The sequence below is a fragment of the Cupriavidus basilensis genome, assembly GCF_029335485.1.
Lineage (GTDB): Bacteria > Pseudomonadota > Gammaproteobacteria > Burkholderiales > Burkholderiaceae > Cupriavidus > Cupriavidus basilensis_E.
Map to the genome: position 1 here is coordinate 1 of NZ_JARJLM010000464.1, position 24,090 is coordinate 24,090.

At 59.0% G+C, this 24,090-nt stretch carries 17 protein-coding genes and 8 pseudogenes; 10 read left to right on the forward strand and 15 right to left on the reverse strand.

All coding sequences use genetic code 11. The features are described from left to right. Nucleotides 1-154 precede the first annotated feature (154 nt). The 4 genes and pseudogenes from P3W85_RS28160 to P3W85_RS28175 all read right to left on the reverse strand — a co-directional run. Nucleotides 155-1,471, reverse strand: a complete 1,317-nt coding sequence (locus tag P3W85_RS28160; RefSeq protein ID WP_276267161.1) for an FG-GAP repeat domain-containing protein — start codon at nt 1,469-1,471, stop codon at nt 155-157. A gap of 387 nt (nt 1,472-1,858) precedes the next feature. Beyond that, nucleotides 1,859-2,230, reverse strand: coding sequence for a hypothetical protein (locus tag P3W85_RS28165; RefSeq protein ID WP_276267162.1), 372 nt, complete (start codon nt 2,228-2,230; stop codon nt 1,859-1,861). A gap of 319 nt (nt 2,231-2,549) precedes the next feature. After that, nucleotides 2,550-2,885 carry a helix-turn-helix transcriptional regulator gene (locus P3W85_RS28170; RefSeq protein ID WP_276267163.1) on the reverse strand — a complete coding sequence of 112 codons (336 nt, stop codon included), beginning with the start codon at nt 2,883-2,885 and terminating at the stop codon, nt 2,550-2,552. 13 nt (nt 2,886-2,898) lie between these two features. Beyond that, nucleotides 2,899-3,757 (reverse strand): annotated as a pseudogene (locus tag P3W85_RS28175) (transposase); the annotation flags it as partial. Nucleotides 3,758-3,842: 85 nt separating this feature from the next. On the opposite strand from P3W85_RS28175, the pseudogene P3W85_RS28180 reads away from it, so the two are divergent. After that, nucleotides 3,843-4,648 (forward strand): annotated as a pseudogene (locus tag P3W85_RS28180) (IS5 family transposase); the annotation flags it as partial. 1,305 nt (nt 4,649-5,953) lie between these two features. On the opposite strand, the gene P3W85_RS28185 reads toward P3W85_RS28180, so the two are convergent. From P3W85_RS28185 to P3W85_RS28195, 3 genes and pseudogenes are all read right to left on the reverse strand, one after another. After that, the gene (locus tag P3W85_RS28185) at nt 5,954-6,430 is read right to left on the reverse strand and encodes a hypothetical protein (RefSeq protein WP_276267164.1); all 477 of its coding nucleotides are present in this window, start codon (nt 6,428-6,430) and stop codon (nt 5,954-5,956) included. Nucleotides 6,431-6,484: 54 nt separating this feature from the next. Next, on the reverse strand, nt 6,485-6,724 hold the full coding sequence (locus tag P3W85_RS28190; RefSeq protein ID WP_276267165.1) for a hypothetical protein: 240 nt from the start codon (nt 6,722-6,724) through the stop codon (nt 6,485-6,487). Between the two features lie 13 nt (nt 6,725-6,737). Beyond that, a pseudogene (locus P3W85_RS28195) lies at nt 6,738-7,333 on the reverse strand (IS5 family transposase); the annotation flags it as partial. A gap of 1,116 nt (nt 7,334-8,449) precedes the next feature. On the opposite strand from P3W85_RS28195, the gene P3W85_RS28200 reads away from it, so the two are divergent. The 4 genes from P3W85_RS28200 to P3W85_RS28220 all read left to right on the forward strand — a co-directional run bounded on the left by P3W85_RS28200 (nt 8,450) and on the right by P3W85_RS28220 (nt 12,169). Continuing rightward, a complete protein-coding gene (locus P3W85_RS28200) occupies nt 8,450-9,199 on the forward strand; it encodes a BRO-N domain-containing protein (RefSeq protein WP_276267166.1) in 750 nt (249 codons plus the stop codon). Nucleotides 9,200-9,417: 218 nt separating this feature from the next. Next, on the forward strand, nt 9,418-10,212 hold the full coding sequence (locus P3W85_RS45625) for an RRXRR domain-containing protein (protein ID WP_430869632.1): 795 nt from the start codon (nt 9,418-9,420) through the stop codon (nt 10,210-10,212). 124 nt (nt 10,213-10,336) lie between these two features. Then, nucleotides 10,337-10,972, forward strand: coding sequence for a hypothetical protein (locus tag P3W85_RS28215; RefSeq protein ID WP_276267167.1), 636 nt, complete (start codon nt 10,337-10,339; stop codon nt 10,970-10,972). Between the two features lie 21 nt (nt 10,973-10,993). Beyond that, entirely contained in the window at nt 10,994-12,169 is a 1,176-nt protein-coding gene (locus P3W85_RS28220; protein WP_276267168.1) for an integrase domain-containing protein, read from the forward strand. A gap of 729 nt (nt 12,170-12,898) precedes the next feature. Here the strand turns inward: P3W85_RS28220 and P3W85_RS28225 are convergent. Next, nucleotides 12,899-14,224, reverse strand: a pseudogene (locus P3W85_RS28225) (IS4 family transposase). 100 nt (nt 14,225-14,324) lie between these two features. Here P3W85_RS28225 and P3W85_RS28230 point away from each other — a divergent pair. After that, a complete protein-coding gene (locus tag P3W85_RS28230) occupies nt 14,325-15,758 on the forward strand; it encodes an IS4 family transposase (protein WP_276267169.1) in 1,434 nt (477 codons plus the stop codon). A gap of 168 nt (nt 15,759-15,926) precedes the next feature. Here P3W85_RS28230 and P3W85_RS28235 read toward each other — a convergent pair. Then, nucleotides 15,927-16,193: pseudogene (locus P3W85_RS28235) on the reverse strand (helix-turn-helix domain-containing protein); the annotation flags it as partial. Between the two features lie 158 nt (nt 16,194-16,351). Between P3W85_RS28235 and P3W85_RS28240 the strand changes: the two are divergent. Then, a pseudogene (locus tag P3W85_RS28240) lies at nt 16,352-16,804 on the forward strand (transposase); the annotation flags it as partial. Between the two features lie 2,007 nt (nt 16,805-18,811). Here P3W85_RS28240 and P3W85_RS28245 read toward each other — a convergent pair. Continuing rightward, nucleotides 18,812-19,406 (reverse strand): annotated as a pseudogene (locus P3W85_RS28245) (hypothetical protein); the annotation flags it as partial. Between the two features lie 192 nt (nt 19,407-19,598). Here P3W85_RS28245 and P3W85_RS28250 point away from each other — a divergent pair. The 3 genes from P3W85_RS28250 (at nt 19,599) to P3W85_RS28260 (ending at nt 20,738) form a co-directional block, all read left to right on the forward strand. Then, nucleotides 19,599-19,871 carry a hypothetical protein gene (locus P3W85_RS28250; RefSeq protein ID WP_276267170.1) on the forward strand — a complete coding sequence of 91 codons (273 nt, stop codon included), beginning with the start codon at nt 19,599-19,601 and terminating at the stop codon, nt 19,869-19,871. Between the two features lie 129 nt (nt 19,872-20,000). Continuing rightward, on the forward strand, nt 20,001-20,321 hold the full coding sequence (locus P3W85_RS28255) for a hypothetical protein (protein ID WP_276267171.1): 321 nt from the start codon (nt 20,001-20,003) through the stop codon (nt 20,319-20,321). 291 nt (nt 20,322-20,612) lie between these two features. After that, the gene (locus P3W85_RS28260; protein WP_276267172.1) at nt 20,613-20,738 is read left to right on the forward strand and encodes a hypothetical protein; all 126 of its coding nucleotides are present in this window, start codon (nt 20,613-20,615) and stop codon (nt 20,736-20,738) included. A gap of 405 nt (nt 20,739-21,143) precedes the next feature. Here P3W85_RS28260 and P3W85_RS28265 read toward each other — a convergent pair. The 5 genes and pseudogenes from P3W85_RS28265 to fliP form a co-directional block, all read right to left on the reverse strand. Next, a pseudogene (locus P3W85_RS28265) lies at nt 21,144-21,494 on the reverse strand (L-serine ammonia-lyase, iron-sulfur-dependent, subunit alpha); the annotation flags it as partial. Nucleotides 21,495-21,576: 82 nt separating this feature from the next. Beyond that, nucleotides 21,577-21,942, reverse strand: coding sequence for a hypothetical protein (locus P3W85_RS28270; RefSeq protein WP_276267173.1), 366 nt, complete (start codon nt 21,940-21,942; stop codon nt 21,577-21,579). Nucleotides 21,943-21,951: 9 nt separating this feature from the next. After that, nucleotides 21,952-22,575 carry a tetratricopeptide repeat protein gene (locus tag P3W85_RS28275; RefSeq protein ID WP_276267174.1) on the reverse strand — a complete coding sequence of 208 codons (624 nt, stop codon included), beginning with the start codon at nt 22,573-22,575 and terminating at the stop codon, nt 21,952-21,954. Further along, nucleotides 22,532-23,299 carry a sigma-70 family RNA polymerase sigma factor gene (locus tag P3W85_RS28280; protein WP_276267175.1) on the reverse strand — a complete coding sequence of 256 codons (768 nt, stop codon included), beginning with the start codon at nt 23,297-23,299 and terminating at the stop codon, nt 22,532-22,534. Before P3W85_RS28280 ends, P3W85_RS28275 begins: the two co-directional genes overlap by 44 nt. After that, nucleotides 23,296-24,087, reverse strand: coding sequence for a flagellar type III secretion system pore protein FliP (fliP, locus tag P3W85_RS28285; protein ID WP_276267176.1), 792 nt, complete (start codon nt 24,085-24,087; stop codon nt 23,296-23,298). The genes P3W85_RS28280 and fliP overlap by 4 nt, the downstream gene beginning before the upstream one ends. Nucleotides 24,088-24,090 lie beyond the last annotated feature (3 nt).

Sequence of the window (24,090 nt, forward strand, 5' to 3'; positions counted from 1 at the left end):
GCGATGGTTGCCATGCAATCGAAGGTCAGCCGCATGGACTGGCCCAAGTGGCTACGCTTCGGTCTAGTGATTGCCGGAGCCGCAGTTGACACACAGGACAGAATCGGCCGGCATCCGTCGACCGCTCGGTTTTCCCTTTTTGCGCCGACCGCGCTTACCGAATCTTTTGCCAGGCACCGAACGACGTGCCGTTATTCTTGGCCCAGTAGTTGCCGGTCCACTCGTCGGAACCAACGAGATCGGGCTTCCCGTCTTTGTCGTAATCGACGACGTAGACCCATTCAATCCAGGTGGGCTTGGCGTTGTTGACAACCGTTGTAGTCGCCGACGTATTGGTCGCGCCCGCCCACGCCGCAGTGACATCCGTCAGAGTGCGGGTCGGACTGACTTTCAAGACCTGAATATACTGGCCCTGATAGAAATTCGGGGCGCCAGCTAGTCCTGGTACGCGGCCTACAACGAGCTCCTTCACACCGTCCGCATCGATATCCTCTGCGGCGAAGTGCAGGTGGTTCTGCCAGCCCGCGACAGCGGGAATCGCTGTCGAGCGGGCATCGCTGTAGCTGCCGGTACCATCGCCCCAAAACACCATGGCTCCTTGGTCCGGCTCCACCCCGCCCACCACCAGGTCAAGGTTGCCGTCCGAATCGACATCCATGATCTCGGCTGTGAAGATGGGCATCTTCTTGCTCAGCGACGCCGGCAGCCGGCTCGTGTCCTGCGTGAAAACGCCGCGCCCATCGTTGGCCAGGAAGTAGGACTTGTTGTTGCTATCCGTCACGAAAATGTCGGCTGAACCGTTGCCTCGCACGTCACCGGACGCGCAGCCGTGGCTGAACCCGACATAGGTGCTCCATGATTGGCTAGCGGCGGTCCATTTTCCTTGGCCCGCACTTAGAAGCATGGCATTGGTGGTGCCAGGGAACGGCGGCGCATCGTATCCGTGAGCGCACACGAAAACGTCCAGGAAGCCATCGCCGTTGTAGTCCCCGAGAATCATCTTCCGGGCATGGACAAGCGACGGGACTGGACCCGTGATCGTCTTCGCAGTCGCGTCAAGAAATCCGGTCACAGAGCCTTTGTAGAAGCGCATTGGTGTCCCGGTGGTCACCTGGAAAACCCCTCCGGCCGCCACGACGTCGTTGACACCGTCCCCGTCCATGTCAGCGATGGCCCGTGCGGTCAGGAACTCTCCTTGCAGCCTGAACTGGTCCCAGGTCCGTAGCGCGGCCATCGCGTTGCTGAGTGCCACGATGTATGAACTGTTCTTCTCGATGGCGGCTATCGTCCGCGTGGCACCGGTCGGAGTAGCGGGGCCCGTCGTCGGAGGCGTTGTGGGGACGGCTGGGGCGCTTGGGGTAGCCGCCGACGTGGGGTCCGTCCCCCCTCCATCTCCGCCCCCTCCGCACCCGAACACTACGGCAGCGGCCACCGCCACGGGCATCAGACGCAACCAGTTCTTGTCGATCATTGTGGCTCTCCCCTGTATCTGTTATCTCATTCCGAGAATGAGTGCAGCCTACTCGTGAAGGTAATTCCACTTGTATCGCGGCCCACCCGAGAGGCGATGACATGATCAAGTTTGGTGATGTCATGGGCTGCGTTCTATGCGCCAGTGAACAACTCCTCGCGCAGCGGTGTGCGGACGAAACCTGCATACATACCTAATTTTGATGACGGCAATCGCTAGCCGACCTGGTAGGCTTCCGTAATACACCCTGCCGATCTATCCAAAAAGGGAGGAGTCGGGAGAGGGTTGCTGATTTCGACCACCGTGACCGCTATGCTCGCCTCTTGCGGCAGCGATTCTGACCCCAATCAGATTCGGGCAGCGGCACCTGCCCGTTCGACCGCCGCCCTACTTCTCGACTGACCCGACATGCTTCGGCGCGGCTTTGTCGCCTGTATAGAGAGCCAGGGTGTCACCGTCCTTGGTGAGTCCGAAACAATCGTTAGTGCTATTGCCGAACCAGGTAACACAGAGGTGGTCGTCCTTGATCTCCCACTTCGCGCGGTCGGTTGTTCCGCGCGAGAGATTCTGGCCATAGAGGTAGCCGTCGGGGCGCACATCCCAACTCACCTTCTGGTTGTCGCGGTCCCGGACAAAGACAATCGGCTTGGCCAGGAACGTCGTCTTCAATTCATCCCCGATCAGAACGGTGGGTTCAGCGGTAGCGGCGACGGAGATGGTGGCGAAAACGCCAGCCAGAAATAGGTTAGTCTTGCGCATGATGGGCTCCTGTGGTAGAGCGCCGCACGCGGCGGCGCGTATCTATCTTGGAGCACGCCCAGGCAATTCGCATCATCAGATTTGATGACGGTAGAGACGGGCGAAATCGGCTGGGTTGTCGACTCGATGTTGTCCACACACTAGTCTCGACCGCAGCCGGATCGGGGGAACTGGATGGGAACAACATCTCCTGTCCGACGAGCCATATCCGACTCCGTAAGAGTAACGACAATGGCAACACGATCGACCACGACAGAGGCCTTTTTCTGCACAGCGGCTCGCGCTTTCCGTTGTCGTCGAGGAAGCCGTCAGCAGGGGCTCACGACTGCGCCAGTACTGCCAGCTTGACCAAATCAACGACGCGGTTGCAGTGCATCTTTGTCCACTGGTTGGCGATCTGCTTGCGCACGGTGTTTTCGGAAACATCATGGGCTGCTGCGAATTCTGCCGGACTCAGGCCGGCGACAAGTCCGGCCAGGACCCTGGCTTCATCGGGAGTGACGCAAAAAGTGCAGACTAGGCCTGCAACATTGGCTCCGGTGAACGCGCTGTTGCGGCGCAAGCGTACGAACGCGAATGGCTCGTCAGACAGTCGGACCTGCGGAATCGACGGCGTGATATCCAAACTGAGCGTTTCGCCCCACATCAAAGCCATTGTCGCTTTCGTTCTAGTGGACCGTAACGTTTGAATTGGAAGTAACTCGCCGAGAAGGATCGAAGTATTTCCATTTCACAGGTTTCGGCTGTTTTTTGCAGTGGCGGATATAGCGCACGAGCTTGCGCTTGAGATCTGTCACCGAGGTGAAGACGCCGCGAGAAACGACATCACGCTCAATCTTGGCGAACCACAGCTCCACCTGACCTAGCCAGGACGAGTACGTTGGAGTGAAATGCATATGCACGTTGGTGTGTTCGGCCAGAATCGCATCGACCTGCTTGGTCTTGTGGGCAGAGAGGTTATCGGCGATGACATGTATCTTTTTACAGTGGGGTTGATTGGCCACAATGCCAATCAGGAAGGGGACGAATTCTGCCGAAGTGTGCCGCACTGCCGTCTTGCCAAGCACTTCGCCCGTCCTCGTGTTGAACGCCGCATACAGCGGCAACACCGGGTCTTTGCGATCCAACGCCTGAATCGCGGCCTTTTCGTCGACGCAGAACACGACCGCGTGCGCCGGTGGATTCAAGTACAACCCAATCACGTCAGCCGCCTTGGTTTCGAAATTCGGATCGTTGGAAGCGAGATAGCCCTCAAGTCGATGCGGTTTGATGCCGTGCTTGGGCCAAATGCGCGCGACAGTCATGTGCGAGATGTCGCCCAGTTCGGCGGCCAGTTTTCGCGAGGACCAGTGTGTGGAACCGTCGGCGGGCTTGTGTTTGATGGCCCGTGTCAACACGGGCCTCAGCACGGTCGGTCACCTTATAGCGCTCACGCCCGGCATGGCGAGTGAACAAGCCAGCCAATCGCTCCGCGTTAAAGCGCTTGCTCCAACGATCAATGTAGCTGTCACTGCAGTCGAGCTTAGAACCTGTTTCAAAAAGACCAGTTGGGTACTGTTAACCGCAAGGCGAAGCTGTTAACCTCGTCCGTTGTGACAACAGGATAGAGAGGATGGGCAAGCCGATCATCGACGACGAATTGTGGGCATTGATCGAACCGCTTCTGCCGCCAGCCAAGCCGCGGCGATTCCGGTATCCGGGACGCATGCCGGTGTCGGATCGGGCCGCATTGACCGGCATTCTGTTTGTGCTGAGAAGCGGCATCCGCTGGAACGAACTGCCCAGCGGAATGGGTTGCGGCTCTGGAGTCAGTTGCTGGCGCCGGCTACGCGCTTGGCAAATTGCGGGGGTATGGGATCGGCTGCACGAGATCCTGCTGGCAAAGCTGCGTGCGGCTGATCGCATCGATTTCTCGCGCACCATCATCGACTCCTCTTCAGTTCGAGCGGTTGGGGCGGGCCAAGAACAGGACCGGACCCCACCGATCGCGCGCGACCCGGTTCCAAGCACCACGTCGCCACCGACGCCAGCGGCAAGCCGATCGCGGTCATCCTGGCCGGGGCGAACCGTGACGACATTACCCAACTCTTGCCCTTCATCGAAGCGATTCCCGCTATCCGGGGATGCCGAGGCCGTCCCCAGCGTAAGCTAGGTCGGATCTACGCCGATCGCGCCTACGACCACGACAAGTACCGCCGGCCGCGGCACGCCGCTGGCATCCCGACTTCGATCGCCCGGCGCGGTCAGCCCCACGGCAGTGGACTCGGCGAGATCCGCTGGGTCGTCGAGCGTACTCATGCCTGGCTGCACGCATTCCGTCGTCTGCGCACCCGCTTCGAGCGTCGCGCAGACATTCACGAAGCCTTTCTCAAGCTGGTCTGCTGTCTCATTTGCTGGCGCACCCTTCAGCGCGAGGAGCCTTCGTTAGCGGGTAAGAGAACGGCGTTACCGCCGCTCCCTCCCCAAAGAACTGTACGAGCGAGTTTCCCCGCATACAACTCAGGCCTCGCTGAAACACCCTAGCGCCGATGTCGGTCTTGCTCCACGCAGCACGAGACCTACGCGAACGTCCTATCGTTAGCTCCCCCAGCACTGGGAGCAAGGCGCTGAACTGCCTTGCGACAGTCTCTTCCAAGCTGCCCTGCAAACAAGCCTCAGATACTGGCCCACGCCAGCTACTACCTCGCGGAAGTCTGCGCCCTTTCGGGCCGGGGCAAAGTTCGAACCCCTATCCGGACCATTACAGCCCAGCATTCGCTTTCTCCGCGTTCTCTTACCCGCTCCCGCAACAGTTTTCCTTGCGGGTCCCCTGCCGCGGCTTCGATACACTGAAGTCATGGCGAAGGATCGGGCTTACCACGTTCCCAGTCTTGTCGACCCGTCATTCCGACGAGCCTATCCGGTTAGCACCCGTCTATTCCCCGATGGCGCCTTGACGACGTGCCTCCATTTCAAAAAGAAGCAACCGGCCATTTGCCATTTTGGTCAGAGCCTGTCAGCAGCTTTGGCTCTTCGAACTTAACGAGGATTCCAACGACAGTTCACTTACGTTGTGCATACGGAACTTGCCTAGCCTTCACACCGCACGGCGGCTGGCAGTGTCGGCCGATCTTGTCACCAAGACGTTCCGTCTTCAAGAAGTACATTGTCCCTGGAGCTTCACACCCAACGGTTACCCATCGCGCATGTCCAGGTAGGCAACTGCTGGTCGTACAGCAGGTCACAGCTTCAACTTTTGTTGTCGAATGTGACAAGGCAAGAAAGAGCTTTGCCATCCCAACTTCATGCCGCTTCACGCGCGGCGGACGGCGACACGTGTCGCACTTGGAATGAGTTCTGGCCCAGGTGAGACCATCTGCCCGCAGCAAGACCAGTCGCGCCCGGCGCGAGGAATCTGCGCGACCCGTCCTTGCTTTGGCCTGTTTCTCAAGTTCCACGCGTTCGCTATCGGTCAGTTTCATCAAGCCCTCCATGGACATAATGATACTTCCCATTTAAACGTTGTGTTCCACTAGCCCCGTGAGGGGGCCATTTGCGCAAAAGGAACTGCGCGAGGCTTCATCAAACCAGACGCACTGGCTCAACTTCGCCTTCGCCTCACGGTAAAACTGAGCCCCCCATTTGTTCATGATGTAGGCGCAGACGGCTGCATTGTGGATCCCGACACAGGGGAACCGGAGCGGCAGCGTCCCGTTCTTCATCTGCTGAATGCTGGATGGACCGTTATCGAGTGCACGAGCCGCCTGTCTTGCTCGCCAGCACGCCGCCAGAGCCGGCACCAGCGCCGGCAAATCGCGTCGACCCGCCCAAATCACCGCCCTTCAGCGCCGCGCTGGAGGCAACAGTCGGCGTGCACCGTGCGGGTACTTTCGTTTCCGGCACCGGGATAGTCGTGCCGTCCGCCGTTTTGTCCGACGCGTTGCGCATGATCACAAAGTCGTCGTCGAGCACACGCAACTGACCTTGAACCGTGAGCTTCGTTTGGCCGTCGAGCCTGCGCGCGTGAGCGGGCGCCATCGGCACGCCAACTGACACGCCCTGGTATTGCGCTTCGAAGTACGAGCCGTCGGCGTGATATTCCTTCACCTCGACATCGATCTGGTACGGAAACGATGCCTTCGCGAAGTCCGAGCTTGACGGCGCCGTTCGTAGTCGCCAGACCTTCGTGGTCCGCAGTCTGCCCTCTTTCGCGTCCGACAATGTCGCAGTCGGTATCCTTCCCATTACAGAAAGGCCTTCGCCTTTTCCGTGTTCCTATACGCGCAACACCAACAAGGTTCCTTGCGATTCGCCTGCCTGGAGAGGCAGCGTTACGGGCTTACCCTGTTCCACATGAGTTTCAAAGCGAGTCGGATCTTTCCTATTCGCCGGCGGCATTCTGTCGATGATGGCCCAGCTCACAGGGGCCACATCTTGCCGCTTGCCGTTTTGGCTCAAGCCTGTCAGCACATTTGGCTTGCTCGATGATGCGGTTGATGGAACAACCGGTTTCATCAATACCTTACCTCGTGAAACAGAAACTCTTGCTACTTTCAGTACCCACATGCGCCTTCATCCCGAAGTACCAGTTCCCGCTCTTCTGGGTCGAGTGCATTTCCGGGTCGCGCTCGCCACCAGCGTTCTTGCTGGAGTTGGGTGCCGAGATGAACGTCGCATCCACTGCCGTGCCAGTCTTCAGCATCGGGCCTTTAGCGCTGAGGAGATCGCTGACTATGGCAAACATCTTGTTGCTCAGATCGTGCGCTTCCAGGAGGTGCCGGAAGCGACGGATAGTGATCTCATCCGGAAGCCACATCATGCCTTCATCCAGTCAGGCGAATCCCGATACAGGGGAATATCATGCAACGCATCTTCCATGGCCGGGGCAGATAGTCCGAACCAGTGTTGAAGGAAGTGAATGCGCAACTTCACAAGCCTCCCAAATCGAGGACGGCCAGTCTTACCTTTTGGGTAGTACGGCTCTATCAGCAATGTCAGCTCCGCCCAGGGAACCACTTGATCCATCTTATCCAGGAACTCGCGCTTGTGAGTGCGCTTGGTCGACAGGTCAGTCCAAGGGTGGCCTGTTTCATCTTGTTCGCCCTTTTCAGTGGTTCCTCGCATCAACGTTCGAGGACATCAAAACGTGGACTTATGCAGACCTTCCTTAACAGAGGCACCGCCTCGACCGTTGCGCGCAAATGTCAGGCCGCTACCAGACACCGGATTTACGCAACAACGTCGCGACTTTCCACAAGAAATTTTGTATATTCCCTAAAAAAATCACATAGTGTGACAATGCTATGAGCAGCATCGAAGCAAGATCTGATTTACGACAAATTGTTATCAACAATAAAAATTATATATGACCATGCTCTTAGCATTGAACAATCAGCCTCCAATTTATTGAGAAACCAATACGGAAGCATCACGATATTTTCTTGCATAAGCAGCGTAAAATCGGCGATCATTGCCACATGCCCGGGTAACGACGGGCCCAGAATTTAAAGGTGCCGACCTCAACGGCAGTTGTACTCAAAATCACGTCGCCCGCTCAGCAGACGCGGAGCAGCGACCTCCAAAGCCAGTCTTTTGTGGACGCCGCACACTCGTGCCGGGATCCCATGGTGACTGGCTTTCTTCCGATTATTAGCGAACCTACGATTGCCAGTACTGAGGACGCCGGACGCATGGCGGCTTCTAGCTCTGCGGGCGGTTTTGGCCTATGCGGCGCGATGGAACACAGTTTGTCCGGGCACGGACACGCGAAAGAAGACACTCAAGATCAAAACACCCCGATCGCCAGGAGGCGAGGACACCGATCACGAAGCCCAACACACAGCGGCGGGATAGTCGGGTCATGTGGGGTGGCCGCATACGTATTACCCGCGGTTCAGCCGACAACACAGGCCTGTGGCAGCCTGCACAAGAATGCCAAAACAGAATCCACGGCCAGAGGTAGGGTGCGTGGGCGCAGCGACGGAAACGTTGCTGCGATGGTCAGGTTGCGTCTGCTCCACGCACCAGGCTAGTCGGCGAAATCGCTAAAGGACGGAGCTATTGGATTGAACGCGTACGCAGAAGTGAGCGAACCCCAAATTCAATCAAAATCACAGGTGAATTCGGTTGTTGCGTGACACAAACCGCCTTGTATAAATATTGGAAGGCGTGCCGAATACGGCGGCCTAGTTGGCGCGGGATCTATTAGCGCTCTTGGAAACCCGAGAAAGGAGGTTATTTATGTATGGTGAGGTATTTGGCACCATGGCCGACCGGCGGCCACCATCCCAGGACATAGTCCAATTCACGTATCAGGAACAAGCTGTCCGTGCTCTGATTGACAAGGATGGCCAATCCTGGTTTTGCGTGACAGACCTTTGCGGAGTCCTTGGCTACAACAACTCGATGTCGGCAGTCGAAAAGCTTTGTGAGGATGCGGAGGGGAGAGCGAAGTTCGACACGCCTACGAGCAGCGGAGTTCAGAGCTTGGCTTATATCAGCGAAGCCAATCTCTATATGCTGATCTGCGGCAGCAAGCTCGCAGCGGTCAAGTCGTTCCGGGTATGGATTACGCGCGAAGTGTTACCGGCGCTGCGGTCACGTGAAGTCTGTACGCCGGAAGTCCAGACACGAGCCTTCAGCCACGTTTCCACCAAGGCCCTTGAGGAAGCTTGTCGGACTGTCGCCAAGCTTCCGGAAGTGAACCGCATTCTCGCGTATGACATTCAGCGCCTCCACCTCAAACTTGTGGAGAAGGACTTCCGCATCTCAGCGCTCGAGGCCGAGAGAGGCCGCCGGGAAACAACGGTGAGGATCCGTCTGGCGGCGCTTCACCATGCAGCGATGCTGCATGCGAGGGGGCGCGGCTATGCGGACATCGCGCACTTGCTGGGAACTGACCTCGACTTAGCCCAAAGGATGGTTGTCACTTGGGAGACGCTTTCGGAACTGAATTTGGTTCCGGCTTTGCAGCAGGCAACGCTGCCCTGAACGGCGGAATTCTAGGTCAGGCCTGCTCCGTTGTGAGCAGGGGCAAGATCGAAGTTGGGATGCTTCACGCAATCCCAACTTCCGGAAACCCAGATTGCAGACAAGCCACAGGGTAAGCACAAAACGGATCCTGGCACATCGCCAGTTCGTAACATTGCCTAGGGGAGACCTCTCGGGAGAGAGGCCTTTCCAGGCCCGTAACAATGAGGGGAATTACCATGGCAATCATCGTGTTGGACAGAAGCGGCCAAGCGTCGATGCCGTCCAGCGAGAAGCGAGCCCATCAACCATCCGAGCGAGGTCGCGCATGTGAGCACCGCCTGATACCGCTCGCCATCCGATTGGACGACCGCCACCAAGCGGATTGGATCATCCAGCCGAGGCGCGTCGAACTCGACCCAGACTGCAAAGTTACTGGCGTTGCTGTTGTGCGCGAAGTCGATGCCAATGCCGCTGTACTGAGGTGCCACGCAGTCGCGTTATTCCTGGCTCAGCTGATCCACCGCGGCCTGCTGATCCGATTGAATCTCGGCGCGAGCAGGCACGATGCACCAACCGCGCCGCAGTCGCAAGCCCCGCTATTGCGCCGCTCAGTTCGACAATCAGCGCTGGCCCGGAGGCTGGCTGGTGCCCCGACTGCAGCACCATATCGACACGGCAATGGCTTGGGTTCGCGCACCGAGTACAACTGGCGACGTCTTGATCTGCCCAAGACCCGCGCTATCGTTGCACGGTGCATGGGCGCTGTCGTAACGATCTGGCATAGGCAGGTACTGGCACAGCCCGTCAGATGCGCCGCACGCGACTCGCCACCGTCGCGCGGCTACCTTGTACGCTGCAAGCAGACGAAGGGCTTCCAGATGGGCGACCTGGTTCACGCCAAGGTACTGATAGGAAAGGAAGCTGGCACCCAGTTCGGCCGAGTGGCGGTCCACGCTACCGACTCGTTCAACATTCAGACGTCAGCTGGCGCCACCCAGGGCGTGTCCCACCGCTATTGCAGGAGCCTGTAGCGCGGCGCCGGATACTGTTATTCACTCGTAGCGCACTCTACAAAGGAGAGCGGGCACAGGGGCGACGCTTCGCGTCGCGCGCTATCCCTCCCCGGCACGAAGGCCGTGGTTCCCGCGCAGACTAATGACACAGGAAATATTGCCTAAGCTAGCGATTCCGAATCGTGAAGGTGGTGTGGCCAATCATCACGTCGAGCCATTGCCGTTTGGTCAAGATGCCGTCAAAACCGTTCGCGGCTTTCGGGACGGGAATGAAAAGCTGTGGTACTGCGCGGCGGACGTCTGCGCACTCCTCGGCGGCATTTCTGTGGCGCCGGCCGTGACAGAGCTTTGTGAGTCGCAGAGCGGACTAATGCTAAATGTGACCACGCAGGAGGAGACACTCTTTGCGATGCTCTATCTGAGGCAGGACAACCTCCGGTACTTGATCGTTCGGTGCAACACCCCCGAATCCACGTCCTACTTGGCGTGGGCGATGGACGATCTCGCGGAGTCCGTCAAGAAGGAAAATGAAATGGAAAGGGGGCAAAACCGTGACCAGCCGGAAGGTCAGATAGCGTTCAACTCTATGCTGACTGGACCACAGCTCCCGTCCGCTCTCGACGTGCTCGCCAAGATTCGAGAGATCAAGCGCAGCCAGCGTGACTTTTGGGCGTCCGATTCGAGGCAAGCCACCGAGCCAATGTCGGAGGCTCATGCTAAGCCAGAAAACAGGAGCCCAATTCCGAGCTGGAAGCGCTGGCTACACGAAAAGCCGTAACCTCAGAACCGAGTCGCTATCATGATGACTATCGATTACGCAGGCATTGCCGAACGCTCTGGCCTCCCCCCAGAGTTCATCGAGGCCTTTAAAGTGCTGGCAGCAAAGCATCTCCGGAAGATCCGGAGCCCGTCTCGGCTGAGTGACAAACCGGTTTCGTTTGAAACACAGTATCGACGCGTGGTGAACTTGTTAGCCGCATTCCGAGAGCTGCGGGAGGACGGCTACAAGCTGACCAGCCCGTGGAATCTGAAGCAGAAGCACGTTACTCACCTAGTCAGGAAGTGGGTGCTCAAGCTGAACCAGGCGCCTGGAACCGTGGAGAACAAGCTGACCTATCTGCGCACCATTGCAGCCTGGATGGGTAAGCCCAATCTGGTCGGGAAGCTCGACGACTACGTCGAGCGGCCGGAAGAGTATCGCCGGACCTATTCCACCGAAGTGGAGAAGACTTGGGAAGCCCAAGGCGTGGAAATCGCCGCGCTGCTGGCGGAGATAGAGCGCACAGACCGCTTTGTTGCGATCCAGCTAAAACTGCAGGCGGCGTTCGGCTTGCGCGCAAAGGAATCGTTCCTCCTACGGCCACACCGAGTGACCGTTGACGGTGCTCTGCTGGTAGACGCCGGTACCAAGGGCGGCCTCAAACGCGACGTCCAGATCGAGTTTGAGGCGCAGTACGTGCTACTAGCATCGGCATGCCGGCTGGCCAATAGCAAGAGCCGAACCACCATTCCGCTCGGCTACACTCTGGACCGGTGGAGGAATCACTTCTACCACGTGCTACGGACGCATGGCGTGACCAAGGGCGCTTTGCGTGTGACGGCGCATGGGCTGCGGCACCAGTACCTGAACGGCCTCTACCACCGAATCACCGGCGAACGCTCGGCCATTCAGGGCGGAGCGAAGCCGGCCGACGCACTTCATGAGCTGGGCATGAAACGGATCGTGGAGGCGGCGGGTCATTCCCGGGCGACCAAGAGCGAGGCTTATCTCGGCCGGCACGGGGCGGTGAAGCGAAAGCGGCCGACGATCGAGGAGGTCCGGGCGGCGCTGGAAAAATCCGGACAGGAGAAGAAGGCGGCTGCCGCCGCTCTGGGAATCTCGCGACAGGCGCTGTATCGCATACTAGATGGCGCGCGCTCCCAGGCGGCCGTCGCGCACCGGACGAACGGTGTGGAGGAGGAAGCGGACGAATAGAGCCATGCATCGCGGAAGCGGCGCCCCCGAAGGCGCCGCCCAATATTGCCTCTGGCCAGGCCGACGATTCCTTCTTCCGTTGGCCAGACCGGAACACAGACGGAATCCGCCGCGATATCAATGTAGACCGTCGATAGGGACTCGACCTGTCTTGATCGGATGCGTGGCAGCCCCTCCCCTTCAGGCCCCTGAAGGACGGGGCTTCACCGCACGCAGGAGAATTTTCTGGGGACGGGCGCGAACGGTTGATATCGGAACGTACCTGTGCCTGAGACAGACGCTATAAACACGACAATATGGCAATAAGCCCATCATGCCTACAACGCCAGCTCGATGGAATGGCGTCCAGGCCACGTCGCCGGGATGGCCGTGCGAATGTCTGATAGATTCTCGTGGCTCCATGCGACATCGCACCGTGGGACGATCCAGACCCCTCACCCGCTTCTACGGCAGCCGCAGCCATGTACACGCTTATCGGCTCGGCAACATTGAACGGCCTCCTACCTGCGCCATGTGCAGGCGCACGTCGCTGACTCATCCCGTCAATCGGATCGAAGAATTGCTTCCCTGAGCGGTTACCGTCGGGATGTAGAACCCGAGCACGGATCCCGCTCTACTGCGGCTTCGCCCCTAGAAGGTCGATGGAACGCCCATCCGGAATATCCGAAGCCCTGCCGGATGGATGTGATGGTCGTTGATGCCCATCGGAGTCATCTCGTTATACAGAACTCATGAGTCCCCCCGCAGCGCCTGAATCATGAAGGCCGCATCCATTGTTCGCTGCATGCCGATCCAGATCGTTTTGGCGCCGGGTTCGCCATCACTCTTGCGCCCAAGGAATCCGCCCAGAGAGGCCACCAGACGAATCATCTAATTGAGCGTAACTGGTGTCTTTGGACGAGCCTTTTTCGCGAGCACGTATGCACCTCGTACCTCGTCAGCGTCGGAGAACAGCGACGCGTCCAACTCAGGGCAGGTTCTGCCCAGTCGCATCAGCCGGGCAATGCGCTATGCCACCACCATGTACAACACCAGGGCTCGCTCCACACGTTCCATCTGTGATAGCTGCAGCGCCTCGACCTTGCATCCGGTCTTCAGGACGTGGAAGAACATCTCGATCTCCCAGCGGGCTCGATACCAATCGACTAATTCTACAATGGCATCCGTGTCCTGCGCCTCGCGATTGGTCAGCAGCCGCCACACCACAGGTGTGATGCCCGCCGGTGCACCGATCTCTTGGGCCACCACGCACGTAACCGAGCCCGCTTGACCCGGCAGCTTCACACGTTGTGCGCGTAATTCCTGCTTGACCTCCCGCGCCTTCTGGCCTGCGCGCCCCGGCAGGATAAAGGCGATCTCCCCAAGCGCCTGGCTGGCGTCGACCTTGTCCCACAGCTTGCCTGCCTCGGCAAGGTTGCGGTTGTATTGGGAACGGATCAGCCAGTCAGCGGGCTGACCGAGTTCATTGGCACGAGCCATCAGCGCCGCGATGTCGCCTTCTCGATCCGTCACATAGACCAGGCGGGTCTGGGGTAGCAACGCCGCTTGCTCCGCAACCCGTTCGTACCCTTCGATCCACCGGATGCTTTCCTTGATGCCGCCACGCTGTCCGTTACCGTCCCGAGGCTCCCGGGCCCACATCCATGCATCCATCACGCCCAGCGGTTCCCAATCCGGCGTCACAGCGTACGTCGGATGCAAATACATTCCCCTCTGGGCCGCAAAGCTCAACGGCCCCAGTCCGTCCATCTCCTGGCCGTTGAAGTTCAACTCGGTCGTGTCAGCGATGCACAGCACCACCGGGAATTGGCCAGCTCTGGCTGCTGTACGTTCCCAATGGGGCTGCATCACATTCGTCCATTCGATCTCCTCGTTGCCGAGAAATCGATACGCCGCCATGGTCTCCGACCATCCATCGCAGGCGCCCGGAATGCTCACCGTCGGCTTGGCTGCAAACCGCTTGAGCAATTCCTTCGCCCGCCGGTCCCGCCTGGGATCGCCTAGATTCAGCCACTCAAATTCTTCGTCCACCCACGCCCCCGACTCGTTGTCCATTCGCACTAAAAAAGTCGAGAGTAAACGCGAGTCCATGCCTTGTGATTACCCACATCTTAGCGAGAAATTCTGTTAACCTGCCGCCGTTTAGAAAAACCACATGACGAATGGCGGGAAAAAACAGTCAGAAGATGAGTCATGGCTGGATCAGGAAATTGCGGGAAGCGAGTTCCGGGACGTCAGGTTTCGCAAGCGGTTTGGACTGCTGCTTGAGCGATTTTGGAAGGGTATGGGGCAGACCATTCCGCTTGCCTGCCAGGACTGGGCCAATACCAAGGCAGCCTATCGGTTCATGGACAATGAACGCGTCAGTGAGCAGCACATTCTGAGTGGGCATTTCGAGGCAACTGCGCAGCGTTTTTCCACGACCGATGGCCCGATTCTTGTACTGCAGGACACCACTACGTTTTCGTACGAAAGGGAGCATCCCGAGCTTATCGGTTATGCGAGCAACACATTGACCGCAGCCGAGCGATACGGTCGCGACAAGGCAAGCTCGCAATGCGGCATCCTGATGCATTCAAGCCTCGCGGTGACGCCGCAAGGACTGCCGCTCGGGCTGACAGCCATCAAGTTCTGGAGCCGCAAGGAGTTCAAAGACACGGCGGCGTTGCGGAGCAAAGTCAATTTCACACGCATACCGATCGAGAAAAAAGAAAGCTTTCGCTGGATTGAGAATCTGCGGCAGTCAACGTCTCGACTAGGCGATCCGGATCTCTGTGTGCATATTGGTGACCGGGAGAGTGACATCTTTGAACTGCTCTGCGCTGCATGTGAGCTTGGAACACATTTTCTGGTACGTACCTGCACTAACAGGTTAGCCGGGGACGGCGAGCTTACCGTTGCAGATGAAATGTCGGAAGCGCGAGTGAAGGGATTGCGTCGGATCGAATTTTGCGACTCGAAAGGGCGGCCCCAGCAGGCGCTTCTGGAAATCCGGTACCGGCGCATTACGATCTTACCGCCCGTCAGCAAACAGCGGCACTACCCGGCGCTCAGGCTGACCGTCATTCATGCGACGGAGCGCAGCGAGCCAGCGGGCCGGCCGCGTATCGAATGGACGCCTGTAACTGATCTGTCGGTGAACTCACGTGTCGACGCAATCGAAAAGATCGACTGGTACGCAATGCGCCGGAAAATAGAGACGTTTCACAAGAACCTGAAGTCCGGCTGCAAGGCTGAAGAGTCGCAGTTGCGTACAGCCTGCCGGTTGACCAACCTGATCGCTATCTTCTGTATCCTTGCCTGGCGAGTATTCTGGCTGACTGAGATCAATCGATCTGCACCAGAGGCCCCACCGGGGGTGGCGCTTACCGAAACCGAGGTTGCGCTTCTTGATCAGCTCGTCAAGGATACGGCACGCACCGCGCAGGCGCCTGCCCTGTCACGCAGCCTCATCAAGCTCGCACAACTGGGCGGCTATCTCGCACGCGCCAATGATCCACCACCGGGCAATAAGGTCATCTGGTGCGGCATGCATCGCCTTATCGACATTGAACTGGGATACTGTCTGGGGCGTGAAAAATGTGGGTAATCGCAAGGAGTCCACGCATGTTTACAACCCCCTGCGTCCGAATTCCATCAGTTTCCGGCCGCATGTAGTCCAGATGCAGCCATCACTTCTGTATAGCGAGATGCATCGGAGTGCCATCGGCACCCCGAAGCGTTGCTCGATGAGTAGACGCACTCGTTTGAGCGTTCATAGTTCGGTGCCAAAGCTATGCTCGGTGGGTCGCTGCAGCAAGGCACGACACAACTGCTCGAACTGGGCATCGTCGAGCAACAACGGCCGTCCACGGGCCATGGCGCGCAGCGCGTCGGTGCCGCCTTCGTCCAGTCGCGCCGTCCACGTGTACACAGTCTACCGTGCCACGCCCACCGCAGCCGCAATCTCCGCGACCGGCTTGTTCGCTAATAGCATCCGTCCAGCGCGGACCCGATCGCGGAAGCGCGCGGGAGAACGCGGCATCGGCTTCGAGGGTGAGGCCTGCAAGAGAACGGCCGGGAGGCGCAAAATAGGCCACCAGTTCAGCAGCGCCGGTGTACCGGCTCGGGCGACTGGGTTCTTTCGCCGGACAACACCAGTTCCGAGCCCATACCGAGGCGCCACAATGAGGCGCACAGTCGGAATCACGGTACATTCGTCACGGCATCCAGGCGCTGATCGCCGCGCGGCATGTGCATACCGGACAGGTGCTGGCAGACTGCCGCGAGCGGCGCACCCACGACGATCTGGTGGCCTTCATCGAGCGCGTGGCAATCGCGTACCCCGGCAAGCAGGTGCACACTTTCTGGAACAACCTGAACACGCACCGCGCCCTAGCCGTCTGGCAGTCGTTCAACGCGCGGCACGATGAGCGGCTTCTCTTCCACTTCACGCCGCTGCACACGAGTTGGGGCAATCAGATCGAACTCTGGTTTGCTCCCGAGGGGTGTTACGCCATGCGAGCCACACCAGCACCGCGCACCTGCGCGAGCGCACCGAGCAGTTTATCCGCGCGCGCAAATCAGGCGGCACGCCCGTTCAAGTGGAGTCTCCGGGACTATCCGTTGCAAACCGGCTCATCGCAATCGAGGATTGACATGCCAGCTTTACCCACCAAATATGACCCTGCCGAAGAGCAGCGGCAACTGCGCACAGCCTGCTCGGCCACGAGCAGATCGTCACGCAAGCTTACGGGCGTCACCTAATGATCAAACCTCTGGACGAGGAGGAACCGATCGTGGTGGCTGGCTGACCGAACTCGGCCGCCATCGTTATGGCGCCGTTTTTTGCCCCCAAAGCGGACGTTGGAACCTCTGCCAAGCGCCGGTCCATCGCCAAGATGGCCCAGGTGATCGTCACGCTCCTGCAACCGAATTAACAGCCCGATGATTATTAAATCTATTTACGGGATGCTGTACTAGTCGCAGTCCGACCAGTTGCGCGACGCCGGTCGAAGGTTCAGGGAGTGGATGGCCATCCAGGCGAACAGGCCGACGATCAAAGTGCCCATACACACTCCAATCACGGCGTTTGTGAGGTCCTGCGACATAGTCAGAGCCGATCCTAAGGGATATGGGATGCGAGAGCGTCAGTTTAACGCCCGGCCGCGGACGAGGTCTAGCCTGGAGGATTGGTTTGGGCGCAATAGGTAACGGTGAATTCAGGCAACCTGACGGCCCGAGCAAGGTCTGTGTGGTGCGGTCAGCGGTCCGTCAGCGCGGAATGTCACTCACCGGGCTGGCCAGACGGGTGGCTGGGCACAGCGAGCGTCGCGTCGACCTGAGCAAGGTGCCCAAAGCCGGAGCCAAGTCGCGCATTGAGTTCAAGATGCGCTAAGCGCTGGCAAACCGTGCCGGCGTGGATCTCACCCGATCTGCCAAAGTCTCGTTGGCGCGAGCCTGATTTCTGAGTCACCTGCCTTGTCCTGCTTCGCGGTCGACTGCTCATCGCCTCGTGTGCGGCGACAATCAGTTTTGTCCGACTGTCAACATGTATATCGGTAAGCCGAACATCCCGCCTGATGCTATCCACGCAGGGTTGTACGGCGTCGATATTACATGGCCGTTGAGGCACATTCTGAGAATCGCTTGAGCGGATTCTCGCTCCTGGCAAATTGCCGCACCACTCGCTCTACAGACTAACTGGACATGTCTCTCCCTTAAAACATTCGCTACGCCACTCACGCACCTTGCCCTACATTTCTGTCCAAGTTTATCCCAGACGAGTCCGGGTCAGGGCTTGGCGGACTGGTGGGTGGCCTGGCGCCCCACTAGGAAAAGCTCTGGGCGCTCAAGCTTCACCGCAGCAGGAATACCCCGCACCTTCCAGTTGTGGACGCGCTGGACGCCCCCCGGACTCGCATAGCCCAGTAGCTTTGCGACCTTAGCTGCGCCCCCAAGACTGTCAATCAGGGCTCGATCGGCTTCGAGACGAGAAGTAGTCGGTTCCATGCTGCAATTAAACACTATGTTTACTCTAAAAGCAACACCATGTTTATCAACAAAACGTTTACATGTGCGACGATTCAGCCCATGCACAAAACGATGGTGCGACTCTACGAGGTCGCTAAACTTCGAGGCCTAGACGGCCCAACGGCTGTGGCCAACCACCTGAACATCTCCCCGCAGGTTGTAAACAACTGGGAGCGCCGAGGCATTTCCATGGCCGGACTATTGCAAGCAGAGGAAGTCTTTGAATGCAGCGCAACGTGGCTGCGCACGGGCGTCGGTGAGTCGTCGAGTCGCCACCTCGCGGCTGAATCCCCGAAACCCAATGTAGCGTTGGCCGCGGGGGATGGCAGCGGTGGGCCATGGCCATTCCGCCTGATTCGTCAGGACGAATGGGATAACGCCCCTGCCTACGTGCGTGAGAATGTCGAAGCGTACGCACTTGGGGCCATTCGAAACTCAGTCGCCACCACACATGAGAGCCCCCCAAAGCCCGTTCACGCGAAAAATTAAGCCCTCCACATAGCGCGACTGGCCTGCTGCCAGAGGCGCTTTTCGCCTATCTGAGGGGTGACGAGCACGGGCCCGAAATCGCTAAACTGACCTGGCCAAGAATGGAAGAAAGTCATGCAACGATGATGGGTCCGCCACCTGATTCCGAGCATAGCGCAATACTATCGGCGTTCCGGTTTCGCGTAGTTTGTTGGCTGGCGCTGGCCGCTCAGTGGTGACGCGGACATCTGCGACCCCCTCGTTGCCATCCAGAACCCAGCGCTGGAAAGTTCGAGGCTACGACCCAACTTGTCACAGACCCGTGCCAGTTGGCAGTCTGAACGTTCTGCCTCCCGAAACAACGACAAAATACACAACCGGCGAACTGTAACGCTGAGCAGTCGTCTTTCTTGTCGCCGCAGATCGCCCGGGCTCCTTTTCCCCAGATGAGCATCGCGGACTTTTCCGCCTGCGCCCTCTCCTTTCGCGGCAACCCCCTCCAAGCTGCAGGATGTGCTTCTTGTCAACTTTCGACTGAAGCCGCTGCATTCGCGCCTGTTTGCCTTCGCTGGCCTTGGCCAATCAGCAGACAGACCTCTCTCCGGCCAGCGAACCGCTCAGCCGAAAGACCCTTGCGGGCAATACTTGGCCGCTTCCGCCTCATTGGGCGGCGCCGTTTCCAGCACCACCACCAATTCTGTCGTCCAAGCCCCCCCCCTTGCCAGCGCCGAAACCACCGCGCTCTCGAGTGCATCATGCGGCGCGACAGCGCTTCCTTTCTCTCTGGTGAATAGGCACCCGTTCACTCTGACCCTGCTGCTCCCAGATTGGGTCAATCGAGATCAGGTATCACTACAACAAAATTAAACATGATGTTTGACAAACAGATAAACGTAATGTTTAATTGAGTACATTGATGCACCACAAGCGCCACTCGATGGAGACCGCAATGCCCTCCCCCGAACCACGCCAGCCACCTTTCCGCGCCGAGACGGCTCGCAGCATCGTCCTATCAGCGGGCCTGTATTGGTCTATCAGGGGCAATTTAACTACCCCGTCACCCGGCAGCGCGCCTGCTTTCATCGCCACCGATATCCGTCTTGTGAATGACGACGGCAGCGAATCCGCACCGATGCTGCACATCTTCGCTAAAGCGTTCATTGAGCAGATCGAAGCGCACGCAGCCGAATCGCTGGCTGACGATCGGAGGCCCATGGCATGAGCGCGAGCACCGAAACCACCAGTAGCTATGGCGCCAAAGCCGGGATCGCATTCGTGAAGCACCCGGCCGGCGATTCACGCGCACGGTACCGCTTCCCAACTACATCAAGACCTTTCGATGGAGCGCGAGATGACACCTGAAGAGATTGTGAGCCGAATTCACCCAGAAGAACGGACCCAAGCCCTGGCCGCCTTCATTGCCATCGACAGGATAGAGTGGACCCGGACGAGCAAGATCAAGTGTCCCATCGTCCAGCTCAACCACTACATTCAACTGCTTGACTCCTTGGTTGCGAAGGCCAATGCAAGCTTCGGGAAGGATCGAGCTAACGCGGTGCCACCGGCGGTTACCGCTCAGGCGCCCATCACATTGCGCCACTGCGTCGCCGACTGTAGAGGCTGCTGCACTTTGCCCAGAAAGGGCGAGAAATCCCTGAGCGACCGCAGTTGAACGCTGAAGGCGACACGCAACTACGAAGGAGTTCGTGGCTCGAAGTCCGCTACTACGATATTGACAGAGGGGCCCGCCACGGACATAGGATCGAGCGCCGCCGCAGCTCCTCGATTGGCATGCTGCGCAAGAGGAATCGCAAGGCGGCATGACCCTGTGCGACGACTTCGTGGCGAACGCAATGCATTTCATCGGCACTTAGCTAGTCAACGCGCACAACGCTACTTTCGACCTAGTCGCGTGCCGGATCGTCGTGTACTTCGGCATCAAGAACCACCTCGCAGCCACGGCATGACCTGTTACACCGCTCTCGTCGTTACCTCGCTAGCCTATATGGTCTTTCTCGCCATCGGCGCCTACGCCCAATATCGCTTGCTTAAAACAATAGTCGGCGAAGACAAGGAAACGCCGACGTGATCCCGAAACCAGCGGAATCCCGTCCGGCGCATAAGCGGCCCCTCGGACCGGCGAACCACGCTACTTCCTGCATGCGGGCAGGGGGAAGTTCCCAGTGCGCGAAATCCCTCAATACCGCTCACCGGCTCCACGCGATCCCGGCCAGCATCACTGATGCTTTTCCTGCAGGCAGCAATGTACTGCGGGATCCCAGCAAGTAGCGATGCCACGCGAGTGGCAAAACGCAGAACTCGACACACCTGATTGACAATGATGGCGTCGTTGATTTCTGCTAACCGCCGCCGCTATGCCGTTCTGTGTGGCACGCCCGCCCGGCCCTTCCTTGGCGAGTTGGTGCGAAGGAGCCTTGCGTCTTTCGGCAACGAGAAGCGCCAGGAGCGACCTTCTGAACAATTTTGCCCGCCAGCACTCAACAATATTGAGCACTAGGCCACCACGCGAGGTCTCTTTGTACTTGGTCAGCATGTCGACGCCAGTCTCACGCATTGTCTTGATGCCCTTGTCCAGTCTCACGTGATGCGTGCCATCTCCGCGCATGACCATGCGGGCAGCGTTGATCGCCTTGATGGAGACTACGGCATTCCTCTCGATGTACGGTATCTGTACCAGGCCACCAACCGGGTCGCACGTCAGTCCAAGGTGATGCACCATGCCAATTTCGGCCGCGTTCTCGACCTGCTCAGGATTGCCACCGAGCACGGCGCACAATACACCTGCCGCCATCGAACAGGCGACGCCCACTTCTCCTTGACAGCCGCAATGCGGTAATGTCCGCGCCTGGAGTATGCGATCGCTGGCGGGCAGACATCCGCCGTGCAGGGCACAGCGGTTGCAACAACTAACGGCCGGTGATCAGGGTATCGAGCGCCGCACCGAGTTCAGTATCCCTGGTCAGTTCCTCATGCACCATCGAGACAACAAGCTGGAACTCTGGAACGTTGACGAACGCATCGCCGAACTGTTCGCTCAGCAGATATCCGACAGCCGCACGCTGCAGCTCGGCTTCATCCAACACGCCGAACTGCCGCAGGGTTTCAATGCGTTTCAGCAGGCCAGCGCGGTCCGTCTTGCGGGAGCGCTGCGGGTCGGATTGCAGTACCTGGTCTTGCCGTGCCGCCGTACCCGCTTGCGCCTTTGCCTGGTTTTCGGCAAGGCGGACGCGCAACAATCCCAGCGCGCGATCGAGTTTGTTGATCGGATCCATGAACGATCGTCAGTGCCTGCGCTTGGTGGTGTAGCCGGAAATCAGCAAATGAGTATCGTCCTCGCCCCCGGCGGCTCCGTCATCCTCCTGCGAAGCCTTGTTCTGTATCTCATTCAGCCGCGACAAGGCGAGTGACACGTCGCGGGCAATCGGGGGAAACTCAGACATCCGGTCCCTGCCTTCCGACAACAGGCGGACGGCGAGCGGCACGTCGTCGCGCGCCAGCGCAAGCCAGCCATCGCGCAGCACACGGAAAGTATGCCCTGCCTCCAGTGCATCGAACGCCTGCCAGATAGTCTCTGCCTCGGGCACCTTGCCGGACGTGTATTCCAGAAAGCCGAGCTGATAGCGCAGGATGGCATAATCAGGTTCCAGCGCTAGCGCGGCCGTCATGTCCTGGCGTGCACCATTCAAATCGCCGCGCCCAGCGAGCGTCGAGCCGCGCAGGAATAGCAAGCGCGCATCGGAGGGAAAACGGGTCGTCAGCACATTCAGCGTACGCACGCCAGCGTCTTCGCCCGATTCCAGCTGGGCCAGCAAGGCCTGCAGGGTTTCGGCATCGCACTGTTGAACCATGAACACTCCCCGGCTAAATTGATGATGATCTACGGTCGTCAGGTCCCACCATTCCACGCAGCTTGTCGAGGCCGCCGCGATGGAGCTGAGAGATGCGCCCTTTCGTGAGCATCATGATCAGGGCGATCTGATCGAACTGCAAATGATGGAAGTAGTGGAACATCAGCACTTTCTGCTCCCGCGCGGGAAGCAGTTTGACACATCCGAGCAGCCTATTGCGCGTCTGTTTCCACAACAGGCTGTCATACCCCGTATCCTGCCCGGTTTGGTCGGCATCTCCGTACATCGACGTGCCATCCAGCATGAAACCGATGGCAAGGCCTACCGAGACCTCGGCTAGCCGCTCTAGTCCGATGGCGCGCTCACCATCCTGCTGCCGGAGCGACGCAAGACGATCCCGCCGCATGCGCCTGCGCAGCGAGATCTGCTCCTGCCCGTCCGATAGGCGTTGAAGCCCGCTCAATACGTTTCCCTCGATCCGGGGCGTGCAGTAGGTGACGAAGCTCACGCCCCGGGCCGGATCAAAGCGGTCGATGCATTCGAGCAGCCCGATGCATGCGAGCTGGTACAGATCAGCAAAATCGAGATCGTCAAGCAGGCGGCCGGCGAACAACCGCGCAGCGATACTGCGGGTATATGGCAGGTAACGCAGTACGACCTGTTCGCGCCAACCTGCGTCGCGCGCGGCCGGCGGCTGTTGCCAGAGCACGGCCTCCGCCTTGGCATCGTCTGAGTCCTGCCGTTCAGCCGCCGACAGCACGAGCCCGGGTATGATCGTCACCGGAAACTGCCCAGCAAACCGCGCAGCACCAGGCTCCATCCGTCAATCAGCACGAACATCAGGATCTTAAGTGGCAGCGCGATCGTGGCCGGCGGCACCATCAGCATGCCGAGGGCAAGCAGCACGCTGGAGATCACCAGGTCGATCAGCAGGAAGGGAAGCAGGATCACGAAGCCGATCTGGAACGCGACCCGAAGCTCGTTCAGCATGAAGGCCGGAATCAACTGGAACAGACCGACATCGTTCTTGTCTTCCGGCACGGGCTTGTGCGACAACTCGTACATGAGCTTGACGTCGTCCTCGCGTACCTGCTTGAGCATGAAGGTTTTCAGCGGCGGCGTACTTCTGTCAACGAACTCACGCACGCCGATCTGCCGGTCGAGAAACGGCTGCACGGCATCGTGGTTGATCACCTCGGCGGCCGGCATCATCACGAATGCGGTCATGAACAACCCCAGGCTGACGAGCACTGGCGTGGGCGGCGTTTCCGGCATGCCGAACGCATGCCGAAGCATGGCGAGCACGATGACGATGCGAATGAACGCGGTCATCGAGATCACCAGTGCCGGGCCGAGGCTCAACAAGGTCAGCAGCACGATGGCGCGCACAGCGTCCGACACACCCTGCGCTTCGCCAGGCAGCACGCGCGAAGGCAGGGAAGACAGCGCCGAAGATGTGGTGCCTTTCGCATCGACGCCCGCCGTCGCGGCGAGCGCAGGCAAGGCGGCAAGACAGGCGAGGGCCAGCATCCAGCCGGCCAGCAGGCGGATCACGCCCGTTCGGCGCATGAT

Coding starts and splice junctions, on each gene's coding strand:
- P3W85_RS28160 (WP_276267161.1), bottom strand. CDS start 1,471: ATGATCGACAAGAACTGGTTGCGTCTGATGCCCGTGGCGGTGGCCGCT.
- P3W85_RS28165 (WP_276267162.1), bottom strand. CDS start 2,230: ATGCGCAAGACTAACCTATTTCTGGCTGGCGTTTTCGCCACCATCTCC.
- P3W85_RS28170 (WP_276267163.1), bottom strand. CDS start 2,885: ATGGCTTTGATGTGGGGCGAAACGCTCAGTTTGGATATCACGCCGTCG.
- P3W85_RS28190 (WP_276267165.1), bottom strand. CDS start 6,724: ATGAAACCGGTTGTTCCATCAACCGCATCATCGAGCAAGCCAAATGTG.
- P3W85_RS28200 (WP_276267166.1), top strand. CDS start 8,450: ATGTATGGTGAGGTATTTGGCACCATGGCCGACCGGCGGCCACCATCC.
- P3W85_RS45625 (WP_430869632.1), top strand. CDS start 9,418: ATGGCAATCATCGTGTTGGACAGAAGCGGCCAAGCGTCGATGCCGTCC.
- P3W85_RS28215 (WP_276267167.1), top strand. CDS start 10,337: ATGACACAGGAAATATTGCCTAAGCTAGCGATTCCGAATCGTGAAGGT.
- P3W85_RS28220 (WP_276267168.1), top strand. CDS start 10,994: ATGATGACTATCGATTACGCAGGCATTGCCGAACGCTCTGGCCTCCCC.
- P3W85_RS28230 (WP_276267169.1), top strand. CDS start 14,325: ATGACGAATGGCGGGAAAAAACAGTCAGAAGATGAGTCATGGCTGGAT.
- P3W85_RS28250 (WP_276267170.1), top strand. CDS start 19,599: ATGCCCTCCCCCGAACCACGCCAGCCACCTTTCCGCGCCGAGACGGCT.
- P3W85_RS28255 (WP_276267171.1), top strand. CDS start 20,001: ATGACACCTGAAGAGATTGTGAGCCGAATTCACCCAGAAGAACGGACC.
- P3W85_RS28260 (WP_276267172.1), top strand. CDS start 20,613: ATGACCTGTTACACCGCTCTCGTCGTTACCTCGCTAGCCTATATGGTC.
- P3W85_RS28270 (WP_276267173.1), bottom strand. CDS start 21,942: ATGGATCCGATCAACAAACTCGATCGCGCGCTGGGATTGTTGCGCGTC.
- fliP (WP_276267176.1), bottom strand. CDS start 24,087: ATGCGCCGAACGGGCGTGATCCGCCTGCTGGCCGGCTGGATGCTGGCC.